Origin of the sequence: Dysgonomonas sp. BGC7 (genome assembly GCF_001261735.1) — a bacterium.
GTDB lineage: Bacteria > Bacteroidota > Bacteroidia > Bacteroidales > Dysgonomonadaceae > Dysgonomonas.
Genome location: NZ_CVRP01000018.1, coordinates 44,035 through 67,214, shown reverse-complemented (window position 1 = coordinate 67,214; position 23,180 = coordinate 44,035). Strand labels below are relative to the sequence as shown.

Annotated in this window: 21 protein-coding genes; 9 read left to right on the top strand and 12 right to left on the bottom strand. The window is 37.6% G+C overall.

Annotation, left to right across the window (positions count from 1 at the left end; all coding sequences use genetic code 11):
* Window positions 1-319: 319 nt before the first annotated feature.
* Complete coding sequence (locus BGC7_RS14805) at window positions 320-2,101, bottom strand: biotin/lipoyl-containing protein (RefSeq protein WP_050702379.1); 1,782 nt, start codon at window positions 2,099-2,101, stop codon at window positions 320-322.
* 480 nt (window positions 2,102-2,581) lie between these two features.
* Here BGC7_RS14805 and dapB point away from each other — a divergent pair, with 480 nt between their 5' ends.
* The 6 genes from dapB (at window position 2,582) to BGC7_RS14775 (ending at window position 9,508) form a co-directional block, all read left to right on the top strand.
* A complete protein-coding gene (gene dapB, locus BGC7_RS14800) occupies window positions 2,582-3,298 on the top strand; it encodes a 4-hydroxy-tetrahydrodipicolinate reductase (protein WP_050702378.1) in 717 nt (238 codons plus the stop codon).
* An 8-nt stretch (window positions 3,299-3,306) separates the two neighbouring features.
* Window positions 3,307-4,824: a signal peptidase I gene (lepB, locus tag BGC7_RS14795; protein WP_050702377.1), complete on the top strand. Its 1,518-nt coding sequence runs from the start codon at window positions 3,307-3,309 to the stop codon at window positions 4,822-4,824.
* 29 nt (window positions 4,825-4,853) lie between these two features.
* Complete coding sequence (gene lepB / locus BGC7_RS14790; protein ID WP_050702376.1) at window positions 4,854-5,828, top strand: signal peptidase I; 975 nt, start codon at window positions 4,854-4,856, stop codon at window positions 5,826-5,828.
* Between the two features lie 14 nt (window positions 5,829-5,842).
* Entirely contained in the window at window positions 5,843-6,475 is a 633-nt protein-coding gene (locus tag BGC7_RS14785) for a WbqC family protein (protein WP_050702375.1), read from the top strand.
* 176 nt (window positions 6,476-6,651) lie between these two features.
* The gene (locus tag BGC7_RS14780; protein ID WP_050702374.1) at window positions 6,652-8,643 is read left to right on the top strand and encodes an Ig-like domain-containing protein; all 1,992 of its coding nucleotides are present in this window, start codon (window positions 6,652-6,654) and stop codon (window positions 8,641-8,643) included.
* A gap of 40 nt (window positions 8,644-8,683) precedes the next feature.
* Window positions 8,684-9,508 (top strand): DUF3108 domain-containing protein, encoded by an 825-nt coding sequence (locus BGC7_RS14775; protein ID WP_050702402.1) that lies wholly within the window; start codon window positions 8,684-8,686, stop codon window positions 9,506-9,508.
* A gap of 78 nt (window positions 9,509-9,586) precedes the next feature.
* On the opposite strand, the gene BGC7_RS14770 is transcribed toward BGC7_RS14775, so the two are convergent.
* From BGC7_RS14770 to fbp, 6 genes are all read right to left on the bottom strand, one after another.
* Window positions 9,587-9,769: a hypothetical protein gene (locus tag BGC7_RS14770; protein ID WP_050702373.1), complete on the bottom strand. Its 183-nt coding sequence runs from the start codon at window positions 9,767-9,769 to the stop codon at window positions 9,587-9,589.
* A gap of 444 nt (window positions 9,770-10,213) precedes the next feature.
* Window positions 10,214-11,413, bottom strand: coding sequence for an acetate kinase (locus tag BGC7_RS14765; RefSeq protein ID WP_050702372.1), 1,200 nt, complete (start codon window positions 11,411-11,413; stop codon window positions 10,214-10,216).
* A 4-nt stretch (window positions 11,414-11,417) separates the two neighbouring features.
* A complete protein-coding gene (locus BGC7_RS14760) occupies window positions 11,418-12,383 on the bottom strand; it encodes a 3-hydroxyacyl-CoA dehydrogenase family protein (RefSeq protein WP_050702371.1) in 966 nt (321 codons plus the stop codon).
* 20 nt (window positions 12,384-12,403) lie between these two features.
* Window positions 12,404-13,411: a phosphate acetyltransferase gene (pta, locus tag BGC7_RS14755; RefSeq protein WP_050702370.1), complete on the bottom strand. Its 1,008-nt coding sequence runs from the start codon at window positions 13,409-13,411 to the stop codon at window positions 12,404-12,406.
* 140 nt (window positions 13,412-13,551) lie between these two features.
* Window positions 13,552-14,103 (bottom strand): YcxB family protein, encoded by a 552-nt coding sequence (locus tag BGC7_RS14750; protein WP_050702369.1) that lies wholly within the window; start codon window positions 14,101-14,103, stop codon window positions 13,552-13,554.
* A 59-nt stretch (window positions 14,104-14,162) separates the two neighbouring features.
* A complete protein-coding gene (fbp, locus tag BGC7_RS14745) occupies window positions 14,163-15,182 on the bottom strand; it encodes a class 1 fructose-bisphosphatase (RefSeq protein ID WP_050702368.1) in 1,020 nt (339 codons plus the stop codon).
* A gap of 201 nt (window positions 15,183-15,383) precedes the next feature.
* Here fbp and ybeY point away from each other — a divergent pair, with 201 nt between their 5' ends.
* Together ybeY and BGC7_RS14735 are read left to right on the top strand one after the other, a co-directional pair.
* Entirely contained in the window at window positions 15,384-15,803 is a 420-nt protein-coding gene (ybeY, locus tag BGC7_RS14740) for an rRNA maturation RNase YbeY (protein ID WP_050702367.1), read from the top strand.
* Window positions 15,804-15,807: 4 nt separating this feature from the next.
* Window positions 15,808-16,731, top strand: a complete 924-nt coding sequence (locus tag BGC7_RS14735) for a YeiH family protein (protein ID WP_050702366.1) — start codon at window positions 15,808-15,810, stop codon at window positions 16,729-16,731.
* 4 nt (window positions 16,732-16,735) lie between these two features.
* Here the strand turns inward: BGC7_RS14735 and BGC7_RS14730 are convergent, their stop codons facing one another.
* A complete protein-coding gene (locus tag BGC7_RS14730) occupies window positions 16,736-18,193 on the bottom strand; it encodes a tetratricopeptide repeat protein (protein ID WP_050702365.1) in 1,458 nt (485 codons plus the stop codon).
* Window positions 18,194-18,402: 209 nt separating this feature from the next.
* Between BGC7_RS14730 and BGC7_RS14725 the strand changes: the two genes are divergently transcribed.
* Window positions 18,403-18,777, top strand: coding sequence for a DMT family protein (locus BGC7_RS14725; protein ID WP_050702364.1), 375 nt, complete (start codon window positions 18,403-18,405; stop codon window positions 18,775-18,777).
* Window positions 18,778-18,849: 72 nt separating this feature from the next.
* Here BGC7_RS14725 and rpsA read toward each other — a convergent pair whose 3' ends face one another.
* From rpsA to BGC7_RS14705, 4 genes are all read right to left on the bottom strand, one after another.
* Window positions 18,850-20,649, bottom strand: a complete 1,800-nt coding sequence (gene rpsA, locus BGC7_RS14720; RefSeq protein ID WP_050702401.1) for a 30S ribosomal protein S1 — start codon at window positions 20,647-20,649, stop codon at window positions 18,850-18,852.
* A gap of 324 nt (window positions 20,650-20,973) precedes the next feature.
* Window positions 20,974-21,285 (bottom strand): RNA recognition motif domain-containing protein, encoded by a 312-nt coding sequence (locus BGC7_RS14715; protein WP_050702363.1) that lies wholly within the window; start codon window positions 21,283-21,285, stop codon window positions 20,974-20,976.
* Between the two features lie 30 nt (window positions 21,286-21,315).
* On the bottom strand, window positions 21,316-21,765 hold the full coding sequence (locus BGC7_RS14710; RefSeq protein WP_050702362.1) for a cold-shock protein: 450 nt from the start codon (window positions 21,763-21,765) through the stop codon (window positions 21,316-21,318).
* Between the two features lie 56 nt (window positions 21,766-21,821).
* Window positions 21,822-23,099 carry a DEAD/DEAH box helicase gene (locus BGC7_RS14705; protein ID WP_082206789.1) on the bottom strand — a complete coding sequence of 426 codons (1,278 nt, stop codon included), beginning with the start codon at window positions 23,097-23,099 and terminating at the stop codon, window positions 21,822-21,824.
* Window positions 23,100-23,180: the final 81 nt, after the last annotated feature.

Here is a 23,180-nt window from a genome sequence, read left to right as displayed (position 1 = left end):
TTTTCAGCCCCTCTTCGTCTCCCCAAAGGGGAGAAATTGCTGACACGGTAAATTCGTTTCTTCTATGCTAACTGATTGCTGTTAACTGATCAGCTTTTTAACCAAAACCTGACAAAGTTGTACACTTTTTACCTACTATTTCATTTGTCACCTTTTGCCACTCTTGACTTTGCCCTAGCCTCCCTTTTGGGGAGGTTGGAGGGGCTATGTATAGATAAAGTTTTAGCAACACATTTCCTAGTTTACAAAACCTATTTGTAAAAATACAAAAAGGGAGTTTATAAACAAACTCCCTTTCCTATGTAATTAGTACAATCGATTAGTTGACGTATGCCAATACTTGATTTTTCTGAACTTTTGCTCCTTGTTTAGTTTCTATCTGAACTATTTTGCCCGAAGCAAGAGCCTTAACTTCTTCAATACCGTAATATGTCTGTATAAAACAAATAACATCCCCCTCTTTCACCTGTGTGCCTATAACAGGAGCGGTAGATACATCATCTACATCTATTTGCCATATAACCTGTCCGGTAACAGTAGCTTGAATTGGCTTAGCATCCGGGAATTTAGCAGCAATAGCTTCAGCATCGAATGCGGGAACCTCAACCACCTGACGTGTTACAATGATAGGTGCGCCTGCTTTTTCCTTTTCTTTTTCAAGATCAGCGTTGAAACGTTCTTTTGCTAAACCTGATTTATAGTCACGGTACTGACGATCATGCATTGCAAGTTCGAATAGTTCTTCATCATCCTGACCATAATCCCATCCATTTTTATCCATTTCTTCACGATATGTATCCAATGCATCAGGATATTCGTCTTGAGGATTACCTGTATAGAATTCCAAACCTTTCGATTTTGCCAATTCAACGATTTCCTCATCAAGTTTACCCGGAAGAGTACCTGTCTTACCAAGTATCATATTCCAGCTATCCTTATCTATGTTCGAGAAACGAGGTTGTCCCTGTGCCATAGAGAAGATATTCATTAGAGCAATATTCTTAGTATATTGGCTAAATGGAGTTACCAATGGTGGATATCCAAGTTTAGGCCAAATGTATTCTACTTCGTCGAACAACTGAACAACAAGGTCGTTCAATGTCACCTCTGCTTTTCCATTGTTGCGAAGAGCCATATTGATAGCAGGGTGCATATTACGCAAATCGGCCATCATAGACCCCATCATACCGCCCGGAAGCCCACAGCCAACAAGCAAAGAATTCATTATCTTGTTAGATGGGTCGATCCAGTATCCTAAGAAATCGTCGATAAAAGATTGAGTCAATGCGCGAGCTTCCATATATGCGCTCATGTTGATATCAGGAACAGAGAACCCTGCATCCTTCAACATTGCCTGTATAGTGATAACGTCAGGGTGTACCATACCCCACGCCATAGGCTCAATAGCTGTATCCAGATAATCAGCTCCCGCACGAGCAACTTCAAGCATAGAAGCCACAGAAAAACCGGGACCTGTATGTCCGTGATATTCGATCGGCACATTCGGGTGTCTGTCTTTCAATGCTTTCACCAACTTGCCCAAGAAAGCCGGACGTCCAACCCCTGCCATATCTTTAAGACAAAGTTCATCTGCACCGAAGTCGATTAATTTGTCCGCAAAATTCACATAGTAATCTACAGTATGGATAGGCGAATGAGTTATACAAAGAGCAGTCTGAGATATCATTCCTGCCTCTTTTGCATATTTAACCGACAATTCAAGATTGCGCGGATCATTCAGTCCATCAAAAGATCGAGAAATATTTGTTCCCTGAGCATGTTTTACTTTAAACATCAACTGGCGAACATCTTTAGGAACAGGATACATACGAAGTGCATTTAGTCCGCGCTCCAACATGTGTGTTTGTATCCCCACCTTGTTGAAAGGCGCAGTCCATTCACGAACAGACTTGTTCGGATTTTCCCCATAGAGCAGGTTTACTTGTTCGAAAGCTCCCCCATTGGTTTCAACACGGGCAAAACAGCCCATATCGATAATCACAGGTGCAATTTGTGTCAACTGGTCTACGCGTGGCTGGTATTTTCCTGACGATTGCCACATGTCACGGTAAACAAGGCTAAATTTAATTTCTCTTCCCATAACTGTTTTTAGGTCTATTTATATTGAAATAGAGCAGCATAAACGGGCATTATGCATACTCTAAAATCTATTAATTCAACACATGTTTCTCAATCAAATGATTGACTACAAATTTAGGTTTTTATATCCTAAAAAAAGAATAAAACAAATACTAAAATTATCAATATGTCATAAAAAAAATAGGGTTTATTCTATTTTGCTCAATCCACTTGGCAATTTGCACAATCAAAAAGAAAGTGAGCATTCTTTTTGATGAAAAGTGTCGTTTTGACTCTTATTTTTCTACTACGTAAGATCAGGTTTTTAACGATTTGCTTTTTCGGAATTTTTCACAGGCGGCAGATGGTCGACGGGTACTACTTTCCAGCCTACTGAACTTAAAAAAACTTATAATTAGGCATAAAAATAAACCTCTGCCCTATTAAAATAAGTTTTTGTGTATATTTGTACGCTTTAGTCACTTATTAACTAATTATCAATATGAATATAGCTCTTATCGGATATGGTAAAATGGGCCACGAGATAGAAAAAATAGCAATCCAAAGAGGTCACACCATAGTATCTATAATAGATGTCGACAATATAAATGATTTTGAGTCAGATGCATTTAAAAGTGCTGATGTTGCCATAGAATTCTCTACTCCGGCAAGTGCGTTGAATAATTACAGGAGAGCTTTTGCTGCCGGTGTACCTGTTGTAGCAGGCACTACAGGCTGGCTCGAACACATAGACGAAGTAAAAAAGGCTTGTGAGGAAAATGGCAAAACATTTTTTTATGCCTCAAACTATAGTTTAGGGGTAAACATCTTTTTTGTTCTGAATAAGTATCTGGCCAAGATAATGAACAACTACCCCGACTATGATGTAAAAATGGAAGAAATACACCACATACACAAGCTGGATGCGCCAAGTGGAACAGCCATTACTTTAGCCGAAGGAGTGATAGAAAACATCGACAGAAAGGACAACTGGCATCTGGAAACCGAAGAAAAGAAATCGGATCTGGCAATACACTGTATAAGAGAAGGTGAAGTTCCGGGAATACACGAAATCATATACGAATCTGAGGCAGACATAATCAGTATCAAGCATGATGCAAAAAGCAGGAAAGGCTTTGCGCTTGGGGCTGTTGTGGCAGCAGAATTTGTAAAAGGAAAGAAAGGCTTCCTTGGAATGAACGATATGCTTAAATTTTAAATCAAGATATGGAAAAAAGTGCATCTAATAAGTTAGATAACAACACAGAAAAGAAAAAAACAGGAACCAAACAGTGGATCTACGCCATATTAGCTTCTATCTGTTGTCTGCTATTTGTGATTTGGACAGGTTATTGGGCAGTATTGATACTCATCCCTGTCATTATCGACATATACATTACGAAATTCATCCCTTGGGGAGCATGGCGGAATGCAAAAAATCCGCATGTACGAAAAATACTCGACTGGGTAGATGCCATTGTATTTGCATTGGTAGGTGTATGGATTATCAACACTTTCTTCTTCCAAAATTACCAAATACCATCTTCCTCGCTCGAAAAGTCTTTATTGGTTGGAGATTTCTTATGCGTAAGCAAAGTCAGCTACGGAGCCAGATCTCCTATGACTCCATTCTCTTTACCTCTGATGCAGCATACATTTCCTTTTTTCGGATTCAAATCTTATTTAGAAAAACCGCAACTCGATTATAAACGCTTTACAGGAACAGGACACATTGACCGCAACGACATCGTTGTATTCAACTATCCTTCGGGAGACACAGTTGCTCTTAATGCTCAGAACTCAGACTACTATGTTATCTGTATGAGAGATCAGCGGGAAAATGTATGGAGAAACAAAAGCGCATACGGAGATGTTGTTTATCGCCCTGTAGACAGAAGAGAAAACTATGTAAAACGTTGCATCGGACTTCCGGGAGAAACTATTGAGGGCCGCAACGATACTGTTTTCATAAATGGTAAAGCAATCGCTTCGCCAGAAAATATGCAGTTGGCATATATAGTACAGACCGATGGCACTCCTATCACAGAAGAAATGTTTAGCGAAATGGGAGTAAGCAAGGATGACTACATGACTTACAATGAAAACGGACAGCAAGTTGTAAGGGCTTTCAATCCCGCATCAATAAGAGTAGATAGTCTTACTCTAACCAATCTCGGATTTAAGGCTGTAAATGGAACTTTCGGAATTGCTTATCAGGTACCATTGACAAAGAAAATGATAGCCGAACTGAAATCCAAGCCTTTTGTTTTAAGTATATTTGGTAGAAACGAATATCTGAAAGCTGCGAATGTAAAAAGAAATACAGACGAATACGACTACGTTTATCCTATTACCTACAAACAGGATTATTATGCAGGAGATTTCCCTGCACTATGGATACCTAAACGTGGCGAAACAATCAAATTTGATGGAGATATAGACTTTAAGGTGGCTGCATATATCCGCTGTATAAAAAACTATGAACTTAACGATTTCGATTATCGTGACGGAAAAGTATATATCAACGGACAACAAGCCGATTCATATACATTCAAGTACGACTATTACTTTATGATGGGAGACAACAGAGACAACTCTGCCGACTCTAGGGTTTGGGGATTTGTTCCCGAAGACCACGTAGTAGGCAAACCTCTCTTTATATGGCTATCCTTAGACAAGGATAAGAGTTGGCTGGGAGGTAAGATCCGCTGGAACAGACTATTCACTTCCGGCAATAAAAAGTGAATCCAACTTAATCATTGAGGAATGGAATAATGTCTTCAAAGAAGAAAAACATATACATTTATCTGGGCAAAGTAATTTTGATTACTTTGCTCATTGTTTTAATTGTGCGTACCTTCTTTATCAGTTCTTTTACCATATCTTCTCCGCAAATGGAAGTAACATTATACGATGGAGACAAGATACTCATTGATAAAACAGCCTATGGAATCCGCTTGCCGATAACTATACTAAGCATTCCTTTTGCATTCGATAACATAGGCGGCATACAATCCTACTCTTCTATATGGCAATTGCCATATAAGCGAATATCTCCCCAAAGTGTCAATAAAAATGATATTGTATTATTTAACAATCCGTTGGAGACCGACAAGCCTTTGGATAAAAGAAGCCTTATCATAAGCCGATGTGCAGCTCTACCCGAAGATACGATAGAGATGAGGAAAGGATTGCTATTCATTAGCGGGAAGCAATACGAGGAAAGTCCGAATATGCTAAAGCAATACAAAACAACCCTAAGCGACGGTGAAGAACTGAAATTCATTCTGAGCGAATTGGGTATACCCGAACGGGATATCACACAAGACAGCATATATATCAGACTGAAAATAAGCAAATATGAAGCTTTCCTATTGAGGGGAGCTATAGCAGACAGTCTCTCCGTCGCAAATGAAATAGACACTACCCAGAACTATTCTTTTATTGTTCCATCCAAAGGTTATAAGATCAGATTGAACGAAGAAAGCCTCATTGTATATAAACGACTTATTGAGCAGGAACAACAAGGCAAAGAAATAACTATTACAAATGGTGTACTGCGAATAAACGAAATAGAACATAGTTATTATACATTTGCCGACGACTATTACTGGATGCTTTCCGACAATACAGACAGCACAACAGATTCACGGTCGTTAGGATTTGTTCCTTTTCACAATGTGATAGGAAAAGCTTTCTATGTATGGGACAGCAGCAATAAGAACCAACGTTTTTCACCAATAGAATAATTAACAGCCTCAAAATGGAAATCTATTTATCTTCTACATACTTGGGTCCTGTGCAATACTATAGCAAGTTTTTGACAACAGAAAAGATTTACATCGAAAGATATGAAAACTATATAAAGCAAACTTATCGGAACCGCTGCGTAATTGTTTCGGCCAATGGCCCTATCACTTTGTCCATTCCTGTTATACACTCATCGGGAGACAAAACTCTGATTAAAGATGTAAGAATCGCCGATCACGGAAACTGGCAACATATGCACTGGAATGCTATTGTTTCGGCATATAACTCTACTCCGTTTTTCGAATATTATCAAGACGATTTTCATTCGTTCTATCACAACAAATTTAACTTCTTGTTCGATTTTAACGAGGCCTTAAGAGAACTGATCCTAAATTTATTAAATATTGAAGTACCCGAAATAACATACACTGACAAATATAAAGAAAGAGATAGCGGATATGAAGACTGGAGAGAATTAATTAATCCGAAAAAAGACTGGAGGCTATTGGACTCCAAATTCAGAGAGGTTCCCTACTATCAGGTATTTATTCAAAAGTTTGGTTTTATTCCCAACATGAGTATTATAGATCTTCTATTCAATATGGGTAACGAAGCTCAACTGGTTTTAGACAAATCAACGAAATAAGTCAAAGCTAAGGTTTAAGACTAAATTTCATAGCTATAACTACAGAGTGACAGCCAAGTTCTGATAGACGATAAGTAATTCTACAAACTTAAAAGTTTATATTAAGCTATTTTATATACTTCTCATCGCTTTTAATCTATAAAACGTTGTATTTTTGCGTTAAAAATAATAAACAGATGCGACTATATTTGAAAAGGCATATCCTTTCCTTATCTATTTTAGTAACTATTATTACTATTATCACAGCTTGCGCCAACATGGCAACCCCCTCGGGAGGAGCCTATGATCTGGATCCGCCCAAAGTTGTAAAAAGCACACCTGTATTTAATGCGACCAATGTAGATAAAGGCAAAATAGTTATCGAGTTCGATGAGAATGTCGCAGTCGAACGCCCTACAGAGAATGTTATCATTACCCCTCCTCAGAAGGCATTTCCTGTAATCCAGGTAGTAAACAGAAGAGTTACTGTGGAGTTGAAAGACACGTTGATTCCGAATACAACATATACGATAGATTTCACAAATTCATTGACAGATAGCAATGAGGGAAATCCATTAGAAAACTTCTCTTATTCCTTTTCCACAGGCGATGTGGTAGATACCCTTGCCATATCAGGGAGAATCCTTACCGCAGACAACTTAGAACCTGTAAAAGGTATGTATGTAGGACTTCATTCCAATATGAGCGACACAGCCTTTACCAAAATAAGATTTGAAAGAATCTCGCGAACCAACGAGGGTGGAGTATTCACCATTCGCGGTGTAGCTCCGGGCAGATATAAAATATACGCGCTTGACGATACCAATCGAGACTATATGTATGACAATCCGGCCGAAGCAATTGCTTTTACTGACGATATTATCGAACCATCGTTCGAAAGAGCAATAAAATACGATACTGTTTTCGTTGATACTACCCGTACTAAGATTGATACAATAAAACAGATCGGATATACCCGATTTCTACCTGACAATATTGTTCTAAGATCTTTCAAATCAGGATTTCAGCGCCAATATTTACAAAAATATGAGCGCACCCCCAATAAGTTATCTATATTTTTTGGGGCTCCTACCGACATGCCACAAATAGAATCTTTAAACTTCGAAGAAAAGGATAATTGGGGATTATTAGAAAGGACTACTAAGAACGACACTCTTATCTACTGGATCAAAGACAAAGACATAATGGCTATGGATACGCTGGCCTTTAAGATCACATATCAGAAAACAGATTCGCTCAATCAATCTGTTCCTTTCACAGATACTCTCAGATTTGTAGACAGAAACAGAAAAAAGCCTGAAAAAGAAGAAAAGAAAAAGAAGAAAAAAGGAGAGGAAGAAGAACCGGAAACAATATTTCTGAATATGAAAAATAATGTTTCATCATCTTGGGACACATATAAGAATATAGTGCTTGAATTTGAAGAACCAATAACAGACTCTCTGTCGACAAAGATATCTTTACAGCAATTAAAAGACACGGTATATAACAATATTCCCTTCAAGCTGGAAGTAGACTCTCTCAATCCAAGAAAATATACCATAAGAAACAGATGGCTATATGGACAGGAATATAAAATAAAAATAGACTCTGCTTCGGTACACAGTATATATGGGCTATGGAACAATACGTTCGATCAGAAGTTTAAAGTTAAGACAGAAGATGAGTACGGACAATTAGCCATACGCGTTAGTGGAGTAGATAGTATTCCTGCTTTTATAGAACTTTTAGATAAGTCGGATAAACCTACACGCAAATCTCGAGTCAAAGATAATGTGGCAGTATTCAGAGATCTGATTCCGGGAACTTATTATGCCCGCATTATTTTAGATGCCAATAATAATGGGATATGGGATACAGGAGATTATCACAAAAATTTGCAACCCGAAATGGTTTGCTATTCGCCTAAGGTATTCGAAATAAAAGCTTTTTTTGAATACGATGAGCAAGAGCCTTGGATAATAGATCCAACTACTCTGGCAACGCAGAAGCCTCTGGAAATAACGAAGCAGAAGCCACAAGAAAAGGATTCGAAACGCAAGCAACTGGAAGAAAAGGAACAAAAAAACAATGAATTAAATAAAAACAGAAACCGAAACACAAACGACCCTCAAAACAGGGGTAATAATAATTATGGGAACAATCAGCCTGTGATGGAACAATATTGACAGGATTTGTTGTCTCTTGTATAACTTAAAAATGGTAATTATGATCAGAAAAGCTATAACAATCGGAGTTGTTTTGTTTACAGCTATCAGTCTAAACATCTCAGCTCAGTGTAAAGTAGACAACAAATACTTTCAGGCAGGAGAAGAGCTCACATACGACCTGTATTTTAAGTGGGGTCTAGTGAACACAAAAGCCGGAGTATCGACATTGAAGACCGTATCAGAAAAATATAACGGAAGAGACGGCTATAAAATGTCTCTTGTTGCAAAGTCGTCAGGAATGGTCGACAAGGTCTTCAGTCTAAACGATACTTTATCATCCTATACAACAAAAGACCTTACCCCTCTTGCATTTAAGAAAGATGCAGAAGAAGGCAAAGAGCATACTATAGAAAATATGACATACACATACAATTCGGCCGGAGGAGTAAGTGTACATACCAAAAGAGTAAAAAACGGCGAACTACGTTTCGATGAGACTATAAATGTAAATTCGTGTGTATATGATATGGTTAGCGTCGTTTTCTATGCCAGAACACTGGATTATTCTACAATGAAAAAAGGGGATGAAACCCGCGTAGATTTCATAACAGGAAAGAAAAAAGCTTATATGGTTATAGAGCATGCAGGCATTGAAAACGTAAAGGCAAATGATGGCAAAACCTATAGTTGCATTAAGCTTGTACTAAGTGTACTTAACGCAAACCAACTAGCTTTTGAAGACAAGGAAGAAGCCATGAAGGTATATATAACTAATGACAACAATCGTATGCCTGTCAGATTAGACTCTAAATTGAAGATGGGTTCTACCAGAGCTATGTTGAAAAGTTATAAAGGTGTCAGACATGCTGTATCGACAAAATAATAAAAATATTATCATATTCTAAAAGCCCCATTAATGACATATTGATGGGGCTTATTCTTACATATAAGTTGAGACATTTCATTTCTTTTCCAAATCATCATCATTCTTACTATTTATATGCACATCTCCTCTAAATGCATATAAATGTTCAGACTCTGATTTTTTCTTATCACAGCTCAGACCATCCACCTTCTTCATGGGTGCACCTAACCTATTATCCAAAGGAGTATTGTCTTTGCGGGTTTTGTCATCATTATCCATAAAATACTCTTTTAAGGTTATAAAATAAACTCTCCTACTTATGTAGAACAATGCAAAATTTAAAATTGTTTACGTAAGAATTTAGCTTTCAATAAAATTCTAATTAAGTATGGATTGGTGAAGCTTATATTTCGGATAGAGATATATTAAAAAAGTGGATTAGATTTAGCGATGTATATAAAAAAGAAAAGGTTGTCATCACGACAACCAATCTTCATTGTTAACCTTAAATCTAATACTATGAAAAACACATTACAAAGATAGGGGCTGACTGTGACATCTCCAAACAATCAAACCTCTAATTTTAACACTTTAAATTTGTTTAACGGAGAGATAACAAATCCCCTCCAAATTGTTAAAGAACCTTGAGTATTACAAACAAATAAAAAACGGCATCCGAAGACGCCGTTTAATTATAATAAACAATAATACAATAATTTAACTCTATTTCTGTACTATTTCCATAGTATCCGAAGCTATCATATATTCCTCATCCGTAGGGACAACCATAACTGTTATCTTAGAATCCGGGGTACTTATTATAGCTTCTTCTCCAAATATTTTACTATTTTTCTCTGCATCTATTTCTATTCCTAAAAATGCAAGTTCTTTACATAATTGCTCTCTGAGATAGAATGCGTTCTCGCCAATACCTCCGGTAAACATCAGAATATCGGCACCTCCTAATACTGCGGCATATGCTCCTATATATTTCTTTATGCGGTGTACAAACATATCGTATGCAAGCTGCGCTCTTTCATTTCCGGCTTCTATAGCAGCACGCAGTTCTCTCATGTCGGAAGAAACCCCGGAAACTCCAAGCAGTCCGCTATGCTTATTTACCAGAGTAGAAATAGCCTGTGTTCCGATATTTTCTTTTTCCATTATAAATGAAACAATACCTGCATCTACATCGCCACAACGTGTGCCCATCAAAAGCCCCTCTACAGGAGTCATCCCCATAGATGTATCTACAGACACGCCGTCTTTTATCGCAGCAAGTGAACCTCCGTTACCAATATGGGCTGTAATTATACGCTGATCTTCGTATGGTACGCCCAGAATTTCACAACCTTTTTTTGATACATATCTATGGCTGGTTCCATGAAAGCCATATCGCCGAATAGCATATTTCTTATATAGCGAATATGGCAATCCATACATATAAGCCTTTGGAGGCATAGTTTGATGAAATGCTGTATCAAAGACTCCAACTTGAGGTATATCTCCCATCAGCTCTTTCACAGCATATATACCAGCCAAATTCGGTGGATTATGCAACGGAGCTAACTCGATACATTCTTCCATCTTTTTTATTACCTCATCAGTAATATAAACGCTACTATTAAACTCTTCGCCACCATGTACAACCCGATGACCTACAGCATCTATTTCGGAAAGAGAAGAAATACATCCGTATTTTTCGCTAGTCAAAACTCCAAGAATATATTCTATACCTGCCTGATGTTCGAGAATCTCTCCTTCCAGAACTACTTTATCCCCATTGGCCAAAGGAAACTTAAGGAAAGAACCTTTCAGTCCGATTTTCTCAACTACTCCTTGTGCCAATACATCTTTGCTTTCCATATTGAAAAGCTTATATTTTATAGACGAACTTCCACAGTTCAACACTAATACTTTCATGCCGTTAAATTAAATTGTTAGGTCCTAGTTGTTTTCCATTCTCATCATAAATATAGAATCCTCTTCCCGAAGATTTGCCCACTTGTTTAGAACGGTACAAGCGCCATAAAACTGGTGATGCTTTGTATTTCTTATCACCATATTCATGGAACATATCTTCCATCATCATAACAAGCTTTTCTATACCTATAATATCAGCTAATTGAAAAACTCCGAAACGCTGTCCATAGATAATAGTAAATTCCTTATCTATATCTTCCATAGACGCTACATTCTCCATCCATATTTCACACGCTTCGTTAAGCATCGTAATAAGTATACGGAAACTAACAAGGCCACTACTCTCATGTATCGAAATAGGTGTATATTTGATCATATTGGCAAACAGATATATCTTATCTATTGCCTCTTGCGATGTGAATGTTCCCCTTACTACCTCCAGCAAACGGGCTTCAGTATGAGTTATTGGAAAATGCAGGCTGATACAACGCTCTTTATACTTAAGATCTGCTGCCAATTCACTAATGATTACTGTGGTAGCGTTAGTCGCAATAATTGCATCCGAAGCTAACACCATTTCCAGATTCTTGAAAACTTCTTTTCTTAGTTCGGTGCTGCGTTCGCCATTAGCCTCGTAACGGATGGCTTCAATAACAAAGTCACATCCTTTCAAGTCATTATAATCCAGTGAGCCTTTTATACGCCCCATAGTAGCACGCTTCTCACCCTGAGTCAATCCCCAGTTTTCTATTTTTGTATTAAGACCATTCTCTATATCTCTTAAAGCTTCATTTATTCTGTCTTCCGAAACTTCGATGAAAACCACTTCCATCCCTGAGAGTGCAGTAAGACTAACGATGTGTCTGCCGTCGCGACCACAACCAACAACGCCAATCTTTGAAAAAAGGGATCTCTTCTTATGCTTGCTGCTTAATCCGTAATCCTCAATAGGTTCTATTATTTCTGCCATGTTATTTAGTTAAGGGTTTATTATTTCTTTGCAGCAATTGCCTGGTTTGCAGCAATAGCAACCATGTTATAGATATCGCTCACCGAACAACCACGAGACAAATCGTTTACAGGTGCAGCCATTCCTTGAAGAATAGGGCCTACAGCTTCAGCATTTCCTAGTCGCTGAACCAATTTGTAAGCAATATTACCAACTTCGAGAGAAGGGAAGACTAATACATTTGCACGGCCTGCAACTTTACTTCCGGGCGCTTTTTGTTCTCCTACCGATGGTACAAGTGCGGCATCGGCCTGCAATTCGCCATCAATATTCATAGACGGGTCTATCTTTTGAGCCAATTGAGTAGCTTCTATCACTTTATCTACCAACGGATGTTTTGCACTGCCTTTTGTAGAGAAACTCAAGATAGCCACCTGAGGCTCTTCTCCAACAAGAGCACGGGCAGTATGACCTGTTGCAACAGCTATTTCTGCCAATTGAGCAGCTGTAGGATCAGGAGTAACGGCACAATCAGCAACTACCAAAAGACCATCTTTTCCATATTGTTTCTGGGTAGTAAACATAAGAAATGCACCTGAAACAACACTGATACCCGGAGCTGTTTTTATAATCTGCAAAGCAGGACGAAGCACATCGCCCGTTGTATTTTGAGCTCCGGCGATTTCGCCATCAGCGTCTCCGTTCTTAATCATCAAACAAGCAATATACAATGGATCTTCGGCCAGTTTTTCAGCTTGCTCCAGTGTCATGCCTTTTGCTTTTCGCAAATCAAATAACAAGTTTGCATATACACTTTTCTTTTCATAATCGCGAGGATCAAGAAGAATTGCTTTGTCGATATTCTTCAAATTAAATTTAACTGCAAGATCTTTAATCTCATTTACATTGCCAATAAGAATTATGTTTGCAACTCCATCTCCTATAAGCTGATCTGCAGCCTTGATGGTTCTTTCTTCTGTTCCTTCCGGCAAAACGATACGCTGTTTATTCGCTTTTGCCCTTTCTACGATTTCTTTAATTAAGTCCATTATGATTGATTTTTCTAAGTTATCTTATTGAAAATATTTCATTTCGATTAATCCACACAAATGTACTAAAAATGCAAACTAGAGATTGCATTTTGAGAGAGAAAATATCCTCTAAAATAAAAAAGATGCTAAAAGCAGATTTATTTCCATTTCCAGACGAAGTCCTGTGTAACAGGAATCTTATAATTATCCCGATAAGCTTCTATCTGCTTTTGTAACAGATTAAGATCAGGTACCTCTTTCTTGGGAATAATTATACTCATAAATTCTGAAAACAGAATAACAAGATGATCTTTTGTTTCTATTATAGACTTTATATCACTAATCAGAAAACGAGTATTTCCCCTAGGACTGGCAACTTCTATAAATTCATCTTCCATAACAAGTTTTGTGAAATAAGGAAGTTGATCCTTAAATTGTGCCTCAATATGTTTCTTAAACATCCGCTTATAAAACCACGCAGACCACCAAGGATAAACAAGAAAAAATAAAAGCCCCGAACCTAGCATAAAATAGGAATAGTAACGATATTCCTCGTCGAGAAAAAGTACAATTCCGCAAAGAAGAGACAATCCTATAATGCGGTATTTCTCTCTGCGTCTTTGTTTATTAGCTTGCTCGTCATGTGAAGCACGATATAATTGTATAAATAAAAAATCGTCTTTAGTAAGGGAATAGTCTAACGTTATCATCAATAATCAAAATAAGAAAAGTCCTATCATCCGAATAGGATAATAGGACTCAGTATAATTTATTGCTTAGCTTCCGATCTCTCTATAAAGTCTTTAAGCTTCTCTACCATATTGGAACTGCCACAGTAAAAAGGCGTCCGTTGGTGCAACTCTGTCGGCTGTATTTCGAGAATACGGTTTTTGCCATCTGTAGCACTACCTCCTGCCTGTTCTGTAATAAACGCCATAGGGTTGCACTCGTAAAGTAGGCGCAGCTTTCCTTTAGGAGACTTATGTGTAGAAGGATAGAAATAAATTCCGCCTGTTATCAAGTTGCGATGACAGTCTGAGACCAAGCTGCCAATATAGCGAGCCGTATAGGGACGATCTTCTTTTTCTTCCTGACAGTATTTAATATAATCTTTCACACCCTGCGGGAAATGAACATAATTACCTTCATTCACGGAGTATGTCTTTGCATTTTTAGTACATCTCATATCAGGATGAGAAAGGTAAAAACTTCCGATAGCCGGATTCAGTGTAAAGCCGTTTACTCCACGCCCTGTAGTATATACAATCATTGTAGATGTTCCATATAGTATATAACCGGCTGCTATCTGATTTACCCCCGGCTGTAAAAAGTCTTCGATAGTTACAGGGGAACCAATCGGGGATATACGGCGATAAATAGAGAAAATTGTCCCTACTGATACATTTACCTCTATATTAGAAGATCCATCCAGAGGATCCATCAACACTACATATTTGTTGTTATGTCCTTCATCTAGCCCCTGAATAGTTATAAAGTTATCATTTTCTTCCGAAGCAATACCACAAACAATTTCTCTGTTTACTAACGTTTGGATGAATACATCATTCGCATAAACGTCCAACTTCTTCTGTTCTTCTCCCTGAACATTTGTGTTGCCTATCGCACCTAAGATATCGACTAATCCGGCTTTATTCACCTTGTAGCTAACCACTCTGGCAGCAAGAAGAATAGAGTTTAATAAACGAGAAAGTTCCCCTGTAGAGTACTTAAAATCTTCCTGTCTCTCGATAATAAACTCATCGAGAGTTTTCCTTGCAATACTATTCATGATATTATATTTTAAAGTTAATTGATTTATTCTTCAAAGTTAAATTATTATTTGTATAGAACAATATGTTACAGAATAAGGTTTTTCTATCGACCAATAAACAATATTTATAGCAATATGTAAAGACCGGAATAAATTCAAACCTAATTATTCTTCTATTTTAATTAAAGAAGTAACTTTGCAAAAATAAAAGAACTTCTTATGGCAATACAATACTATACTGATGACGTAAAAATGCCATCAATAAAAAAAAGAAAGACTTCGAACTGGATAAAAACAGTAGCAGAAACTTACAAAAAAAAGATAGGGGCCATTTGTTATATATTTTGCTCCGATGAGAAAATTCTGGAAGTAAACAAACAATATTTGCAGCACGACTACTACACTGATATTATCACATTCAACTACAACGAAGGAGACACTCTATCGAGCGACATATATATAAGTCTGGACACTGTAAGAACCAATTCGGAACAGTTAGGTACAGATTACAATGAAGAGCTTCATAGAGTTATTATACATGGCATACTGCATCTATGTGGCCTCAATGACAAAACAGAAGGAGAACAGGACGAAATGACCAAATGTGAAAATAAGGCCTTAGCAATATTAGAAAAATAAAACTATGCAAAAAGTTCTCAGCAAACTCTACTATATTATCCCTGCCTGCTGTCTGTTCCCTTTCTTTTCCGCGCCATTGGCTCTATTTCTAGGCATCCTTTTAGCTTTTCTATATAAAGGCGAAGATGTAATAAAAACAGGAAAACTCACAAAATATCTATTACAAGCTTCGATAGTTTGCATGGGATTTTCAATGTCTGTACATGAAGTCATCCAGACGGGGAAGACCGGATTTATGATAACCATTGTTTCTGTAACAATCACGATGCTTGCCGGTATAATGATCGGACGACTATTTAAAGTAGAAAAGAATACGACTTTGCTTATTTCGGGAGGAACGGCCATCTGTGGAGGTAGTGCTATTGCGGCAATAGCCCCAATATTAGATGCAAAAAATAACCAGATAAGCTTTTCGTTAGCTGTAATTTTTGTCCTGAATGCAATCGCATTATTCATCTTTCCAGCTATAGGGCATCTCCTACAAATGGATCAAACCCATTTCGGATATTGGGCTGCAATAGCAATACATGATACCAGTTCGGTCGTAGGAGCATGTTCCGCTTATGGAGAGCAAGCTCTGCAAGTAGGCACAACAGTAAAACTTACCCGCACCCTGTGGATAATACCCTTGGCTTTGTGTATAGCCTTTTTTAATAAAAATAATGCTTCAAAAATAAATATCCCGTGGTTTATACTCCTCTTTGTTGTGGCAATCATTATAGGTAATTATATTCCGGGAATGGAGGAAACAAATCTGCACCTCGGTTGGCTTGGCAAGAAAGGCATGATGGTCTCTCTCTTTTTCATTGGGACATCCATCAAGATGAATGAAGTAAAAAAGACCGGACTGAATACTTTCGCCTTAGGTATTTTGCTATGGGCGATAATAGCTGTATTATCTTATTTTTGGATAGAAATATTCTTCTAAAAGATCAGCGTAAGTTTTGCACTTCCAGATTACGGGCTTGTACTTCTTGTGTCGGAACATCTTTCTGCAATTGCTCTAGCTGTGTTTCCATGTTGAGAATTTCACTTGTTAGGTTACGCTTCGAAGCCTGATCTGCTTTATTATAATTATCACGAAGCTTCTCAAGCTTTTCCTCAATATTCTTTTTATTAGCTTTCATTTGCACAACATTGAAGTAGGTGTCACGTGCAGCCTTGTTCTTAAAGTCGGCAAAACGATAGTATGTATATTTATCATTGATAACGAACTCAAAATCCTTAGCAATCTTAACTTCTTCCTTTGGCGCTTTACGGGCTAAGGTTATTAACTGAGAATAATCTTTTCCCTGTTCCCACGAATCTTTTATTGAAGATATGCGTGCTCTTGAAGACACATACTTTTCATCTTCACTATCTATGACTTTCACAGTCTGGTTCGGGATAAAAGTATATATACAAACTTTGCCTTCGGGCTGATAGCGATCTGAAGCAAACCACCCTACTCCTTTTTCTTCGTCAATAGCCATCATATAGTCATTAGCTAAAGAATTGAACGGCATATTCAAACGTTCGGGTGCAAGGAAAGTATCATTATTCATATTATAACGAGACACAAACAGGTCATAGCCACCAAGAGTTTCTTCATCTTTTGCTGCAAAATAGATAGTAACTCCATCTGCCATCATATAAGGATAATTCACATCACCTTTCAGACCAAAATTGTCAGGAGATATCTTCTTTTCATTTCCAAAATCACTAAGAAGCTTTTCCATAGAATATAGTGTAAAGCCACTATTCTTATCCGGCTGACCATAATACACTTTTGTCTCTTTTTCGTTAAAATAGACAGTTGACTCTATTGTCTTATTTGCCTTAAATACTTTATTAAAATAATCGAGTTTACCTGAGCTACGACTGAGTTTGTAAGCTGATAGAAATTCCGGTTTATCGACTACAATACTATCTATCACCTGAATGTCTTCTGTATTGAAAACTACACGACGCAAGCGAGACAACAGGTTCTTTTTGTCCTCCAATCGCGCCATATCCGATTCATACTTAGCTAAATCATCCTTTCTGCGGCGAGGATGTTTCTTCACTAAAGTCTCAAATTTGTCGAAATTATCTGCGGCTTCTGCAAACCGAAATTCATTAGTATATATTTGTCCCAGATAAAAAAATGATTCTTGTATATTCTTCTTAGATGCCACTGCAAGCAATTCTTCTGCTTTTTTCATATCACCCGCGGTCTCAAACAAACAGACTCCATACCATTGGTTTAGATTGGCATCTGTTGGTTTTGCATTATATTCTGCCTCAAATATAGGAAGGGCTTTCGCATACTCCCCTTTCAAATACATTTCCCGAGCTTCGGCCAATGTTTGAGAATAAGCTACAGAAACGGAACAGAATAATAGTAATATATAAATAACAAATGATTTCATAATGTATAGTTCTATCTGATTAAGAAACTAAAAATAACAATGCTATCTATGTACAGTAACAATACATTGGTACCACGCATGATAAAACAAAAAATAGGCTCGTGACCTTATAGATTTCAAAGATAAGAATTAATACGAAAAGATAATGTAAGTATAAAAAATTGGTTTACTTTTGCGCCGCAAAACAACTATTCAAAATTGTATAAAACATGAATTTAGCTGGCTTATATACAGTTCTATTACTTGTAGTGTCTAACATATTTATGACGTTTGCCTGGTATGGGCATTTGAAAATGAAAGAATATTCATGGTTTGCCGCCTTACCGTTGATCGGGGTAATACTGATCAGTTGGGGAATTGCTTTTTTCGAATATTGCTTTCAGGTTCCTGCAAACCGTATTGGATTTCAAGGGAACGGAGGTCCATTTTCTCTTATGCAGCTAAAGATAATACAAGAAGTGATAACTCTTGTTGTTTTTGTCCTGTTCAGTACACTGGCATTCAAGACCGAAACCTTTAAATGGAACCACCTGTTAGCTTTCGTATTTCTGATTGCTGCGGTATATCTGGTATTTAAGAAATAGTGCGGATATAAAAAGACCGGCTCTACAAGAGTCGGTCTTTTTATTTATAGTAAAGAATCTATCTTACAAATCTTATTTTGCATCACCACCCGAAAGTTTTTCTTTCAGTGCAGCAAGCTCTTCGATATCGCCTAGAGTAGTTTTCTCCATGCTAGATGATTGTACAATAGTATCTTCTTTTTCTTTCTTAGCAGATCTTTTTGCTTTCTTTTCTGCCGCAGCTTCTTTAGCTTCAGGTTTTTCATCTTCGAACACACGGCTGTGTGATACGATGATGCGTTTAGAGTCTTTGTTGAACTCGATTACTTTGAAATCAAGCTTTTCGTCTACCTGAGCCTGAGAACCATCTTCTTTCACTAAGTGTTTTGGAGTTGCAAAACCTTCAACACCGTAAGGAAGAGATATTACTGCACCTTTGTCTACCATTTCTACAACTGTGCCTTCGTGTACAGAACCTACTGTAAAGATAGTTTCGAATACATCCCAAGGATTTTCTTCAAGTTGTTTGTGACCTAAGCTCAAACGACGGTTTTCTTTGTCTATTTCAAGTACTTGGACTTCGATATCCGCACCGATAGTTGTTACTTCGCTAGGGTGTTTGATTTTTTTAGTCCAAGAAAGGTCTGAGATATGGATAAGCCCGTCTACACCTTCTTCTATTTCAGCAAATACACCGAAATTAGTGAAGTTGCGAACTTTTGCAGTATGCTTGCTTCCCACAGGATATTTTTCTTCGATATTTTCCCATGGATCTGGTTTCAATTGTTTGATACCAAGAGACATTTTACGTTCGTCACGATCAAGTGTAAGCACTACAGCTTCTACTTCGTCACCAACTTTCATAAAGTCTTGTGCGCTGCGTAGGTGTTGAGCCCAGCTCATTTCCGATACGTGGATCAGACCTTCTACACCCGGAGCAATTTCTATAAATGCACCATAGTCAGCCATAACAACAACTTTACCTTTCACCTTGTCGCCAACTTTAAGTTCAGTGCTAAGAGCATCCCATGGATGAGGAGTAAGCTGTTTAAGACCAAGAGCGATACGTTTTTTATCATCATCGAAATCAAGGATAACAACGTTGATTTTTTCATCCAATTTAACCACTTCTTCAGGATGTTGTACACGTCCCCAAGAAAGGTCTGTAATATGGATAAGTCCGTCTACGCCACCAAGGTCGATAAATACACCATAAGATGTAATGTTTTTAACTGTACCTTCAAGCACTTGTCCTTTTTCCAATTTGGAAATAATATCTTTCTTTTGTTGTTCAAGTTCAGCCTCGATAAGAGCTTTGTGAGATACAACAACGTTTTTGAATTCGTGGTTGATTTTCACAACTTTGAATTCCATAGTTTTACCAACGAACACATCGTAGTCGCGGATAGGTTTCACGTCGATTTGAGATCCCGGCAAGAAAGCCTCGATACCAAATACATCAACGATCATACCACCCTTAGTACGACATTTGATAAATCCTTTGATAATTTCATCTTTCTCAAGAGCTTCGTTAACACGATCCCAAGAACGTGTTGCACGTGCTTTTTTGTGAGAAAGGATCAATTGTCCTTTTTTATCTTCCTGGCTTTCGATGTATACCTCTACTTCGTCACCAACTTTCAGTTCAGGGTTGTAACGAAATTCGTTCATTGATACAACACCATCTGATTTGTAACCGATGTTTACAACAACCTCACGTTTGTTCATCGCTGTTACCTTACCCATAACCACTTCTTTGTCGTTTACTTTGTTCAACGATTGGTCATAAGTTTCTACAAGTTCTTCTTTGCTCTTACCAATGTAAGAATCTCCTTTTTCGTACGAATCCCAGTCGAAGTCTGCAACCGGTTGTACATTTTTTAAATTGTCGATCATTCAAATTCGATCTGGCACCAGTCCTGATCAGTATCATTAAAAGTTAAACATATTTTGCTTTCATAAAAGCGGTGCAAAGATATTATTTTCAGCAATATAAAGCAATCTTTTTCTACATTATTATCTAAACAATTCAATTAATATCCATTTGGAAAAATATTCTCAGATAGCAACCACTGAGTTTCACACTATTCCTTCAAAAAACATGTGCATCAATATCTTTTATATTACCAACACTCAAATTTGTTTAAGAATGAATATAAAACAAAAGGGAAAGCACTTTTGCTTTCCCTTTTATCTATAGTATTTAGCAGTCTCTATTTAGTAACGACTTCTATTATATCCTCCGTTTCCGCCACGATTATTGTAGCCACCACCACTAGGTCTGTCTGTTTTAGGTCGTGCAACATTCACATTGATTGTTTTGCCTTCAAAATCTGTTTCATTCAATCCTGAAATAGCATTCTGTCCTTCTGCGTCATCAGACATTTCAACAAAACCAAAACCTCGAGATCTTCCGGTTTCTCTATCAGTGATAATCTTAGCGGAAGTTACTTCGCCATACCCAGCAAACAATTCTTGTAAACTCTCGCTTGTTGTACTAAAGTTTAGATTTGATACATAAATGTTCATTTGTTTTCTTAATTAATTTATTATTGATTTTTAGTCATTCTTATTGGCGAGAGCAATCCTTACGGCATTCATTCCTTTAGTACCTCGTTCCAACTCGAATATTACCATGTTTCCTTCTACAATGGAGGCAGGAGCACTGCTTATATGAAAAAAGTACTTGTCTGTACTGCCTATGTGCTTAATAAAGCCATATCCCTTTTCGGAGTTAAAAAACTCTACGCGACCTTGCAATATCGGGTCTTCTATATCTTCTTTTTTAGGAGTAGAAATGGCTATGCTGTCTATCTCTACTTTCTGTTTGTTTGCTATATCGGGAGGTGTACTGGTTATAACACCATTCTCATCCACATAAGCAATCATATCATCGAACGAGTCTGTCGGATTGCTCTTCCGCTCTTCTCTTCTCTGCTGCTTTTCTTTCCTTTTCTGTTGTTTATTTTTTTCGACTTCTCTTTTATTAAAAGAATTTGATTTTGCCATATTTATATCTAAATGTCTTTATATTAATCTTACATACTATAAATCAGGAAATAGGCCTATCTGCTAACGGCTGTAGGACTACTCATCGTTTCAAATTTTTCATTTGCTTTCTTCACTACAATCTTCCTGTTCTTATTTGCCAACACGTTTTCAGAACGAACGATATCTTTCTTGCTTTCAGAAGTTTTTTGCTTCACCGCTACACCTGCCTTATTGGCATAATCGGATACAGTCAGCTTCTTGCCCGTCAGCTTCTGAATATCCCGAAGCATCTCTTGCTCTTCTTGTGCACAAAAGGTCAAAGCCACTCCGTTATTACCGGCTCTACCGGTACGCCCGATACGATGAACATAAGTTTCCGGCACATCTGGCAGATCATAGTTTATAACAAGTTCTAAGCTATCAATATCAATTCCTCTGGCTGCAATATCTGTTGCAATAAGAGTCTGTATCTTATGCAGTTTAAAATCAGACAAGGCTCGTTGTCTTGCATTCTGAGATTTATTTCCATGAATGGCTGCGCTACCTATTCCCGCTTTACTAAGAATGCGGGCTATTTTGTCAGCACCGTGTTTTGTACGGGAAAATATTAATGCCGATTTCTTTCTATCTTTTTTCAATAGGTCTATCAACAAGTCTTTTTTCTCTTGTTTTTCCACAAAGTAAAGATATTGTTCTATAGTATCTACCACCGATGATACAGGAGCAACTTCTACTTTTATAGGGCTGCGTAGAATAGAACGGGACAGAGCGGCTATAGACGAAGGCATAGTCGCCGAAAAGAAAAGAGTCTGCTTTTCTTTTGGCAACTTTGGCAACAGGCGCTTTATGTCGTGAATAAAACCCATATCCAGCATCCGATCGGCTTCGTCAAGCACAAAATGACGAACAGAATCTAAGCTGATAATTCCCTGATTCATAAGATCGAGTAAGCGCCCCGGAGTAGCCACCAATATATCCACACCGTTTTTCAATTCACTAACCTGAGCATTTTGTTTAACCCCTCCGTAAATTACACAATGACGGATACCTGTATAGCGAGTATAGTCACGAAGACTTTCATTGATTTGTATTGCAAGTTCGCGAGTAGGAGTCAGCATCAATGCTCTTATTTCTCTTTTTTTTCCATGCGCTTTATTCAAATACAAATGCTGTATGATTGGAAGTGAAAAAGCAGCAGTTTTTCCTGTTCCTGTTTGTGCCAATCCCAAAATATCCCGACCATCGAGTGCCGGCTGTATAGCCTGTTGTTGTATTGGAGTGGGAGTTGTATATCCTTTTTCGTTCAGAGCTCTTAATACCGGCTCAATAATATTTAATTTCTCAAATGTCATATTTTAATATTTAGCTGTTGATATAGTTTCACAACAGCAGTTTTTAATTTTATATCTAGTAATTTTTTCCCAATGAAGGAA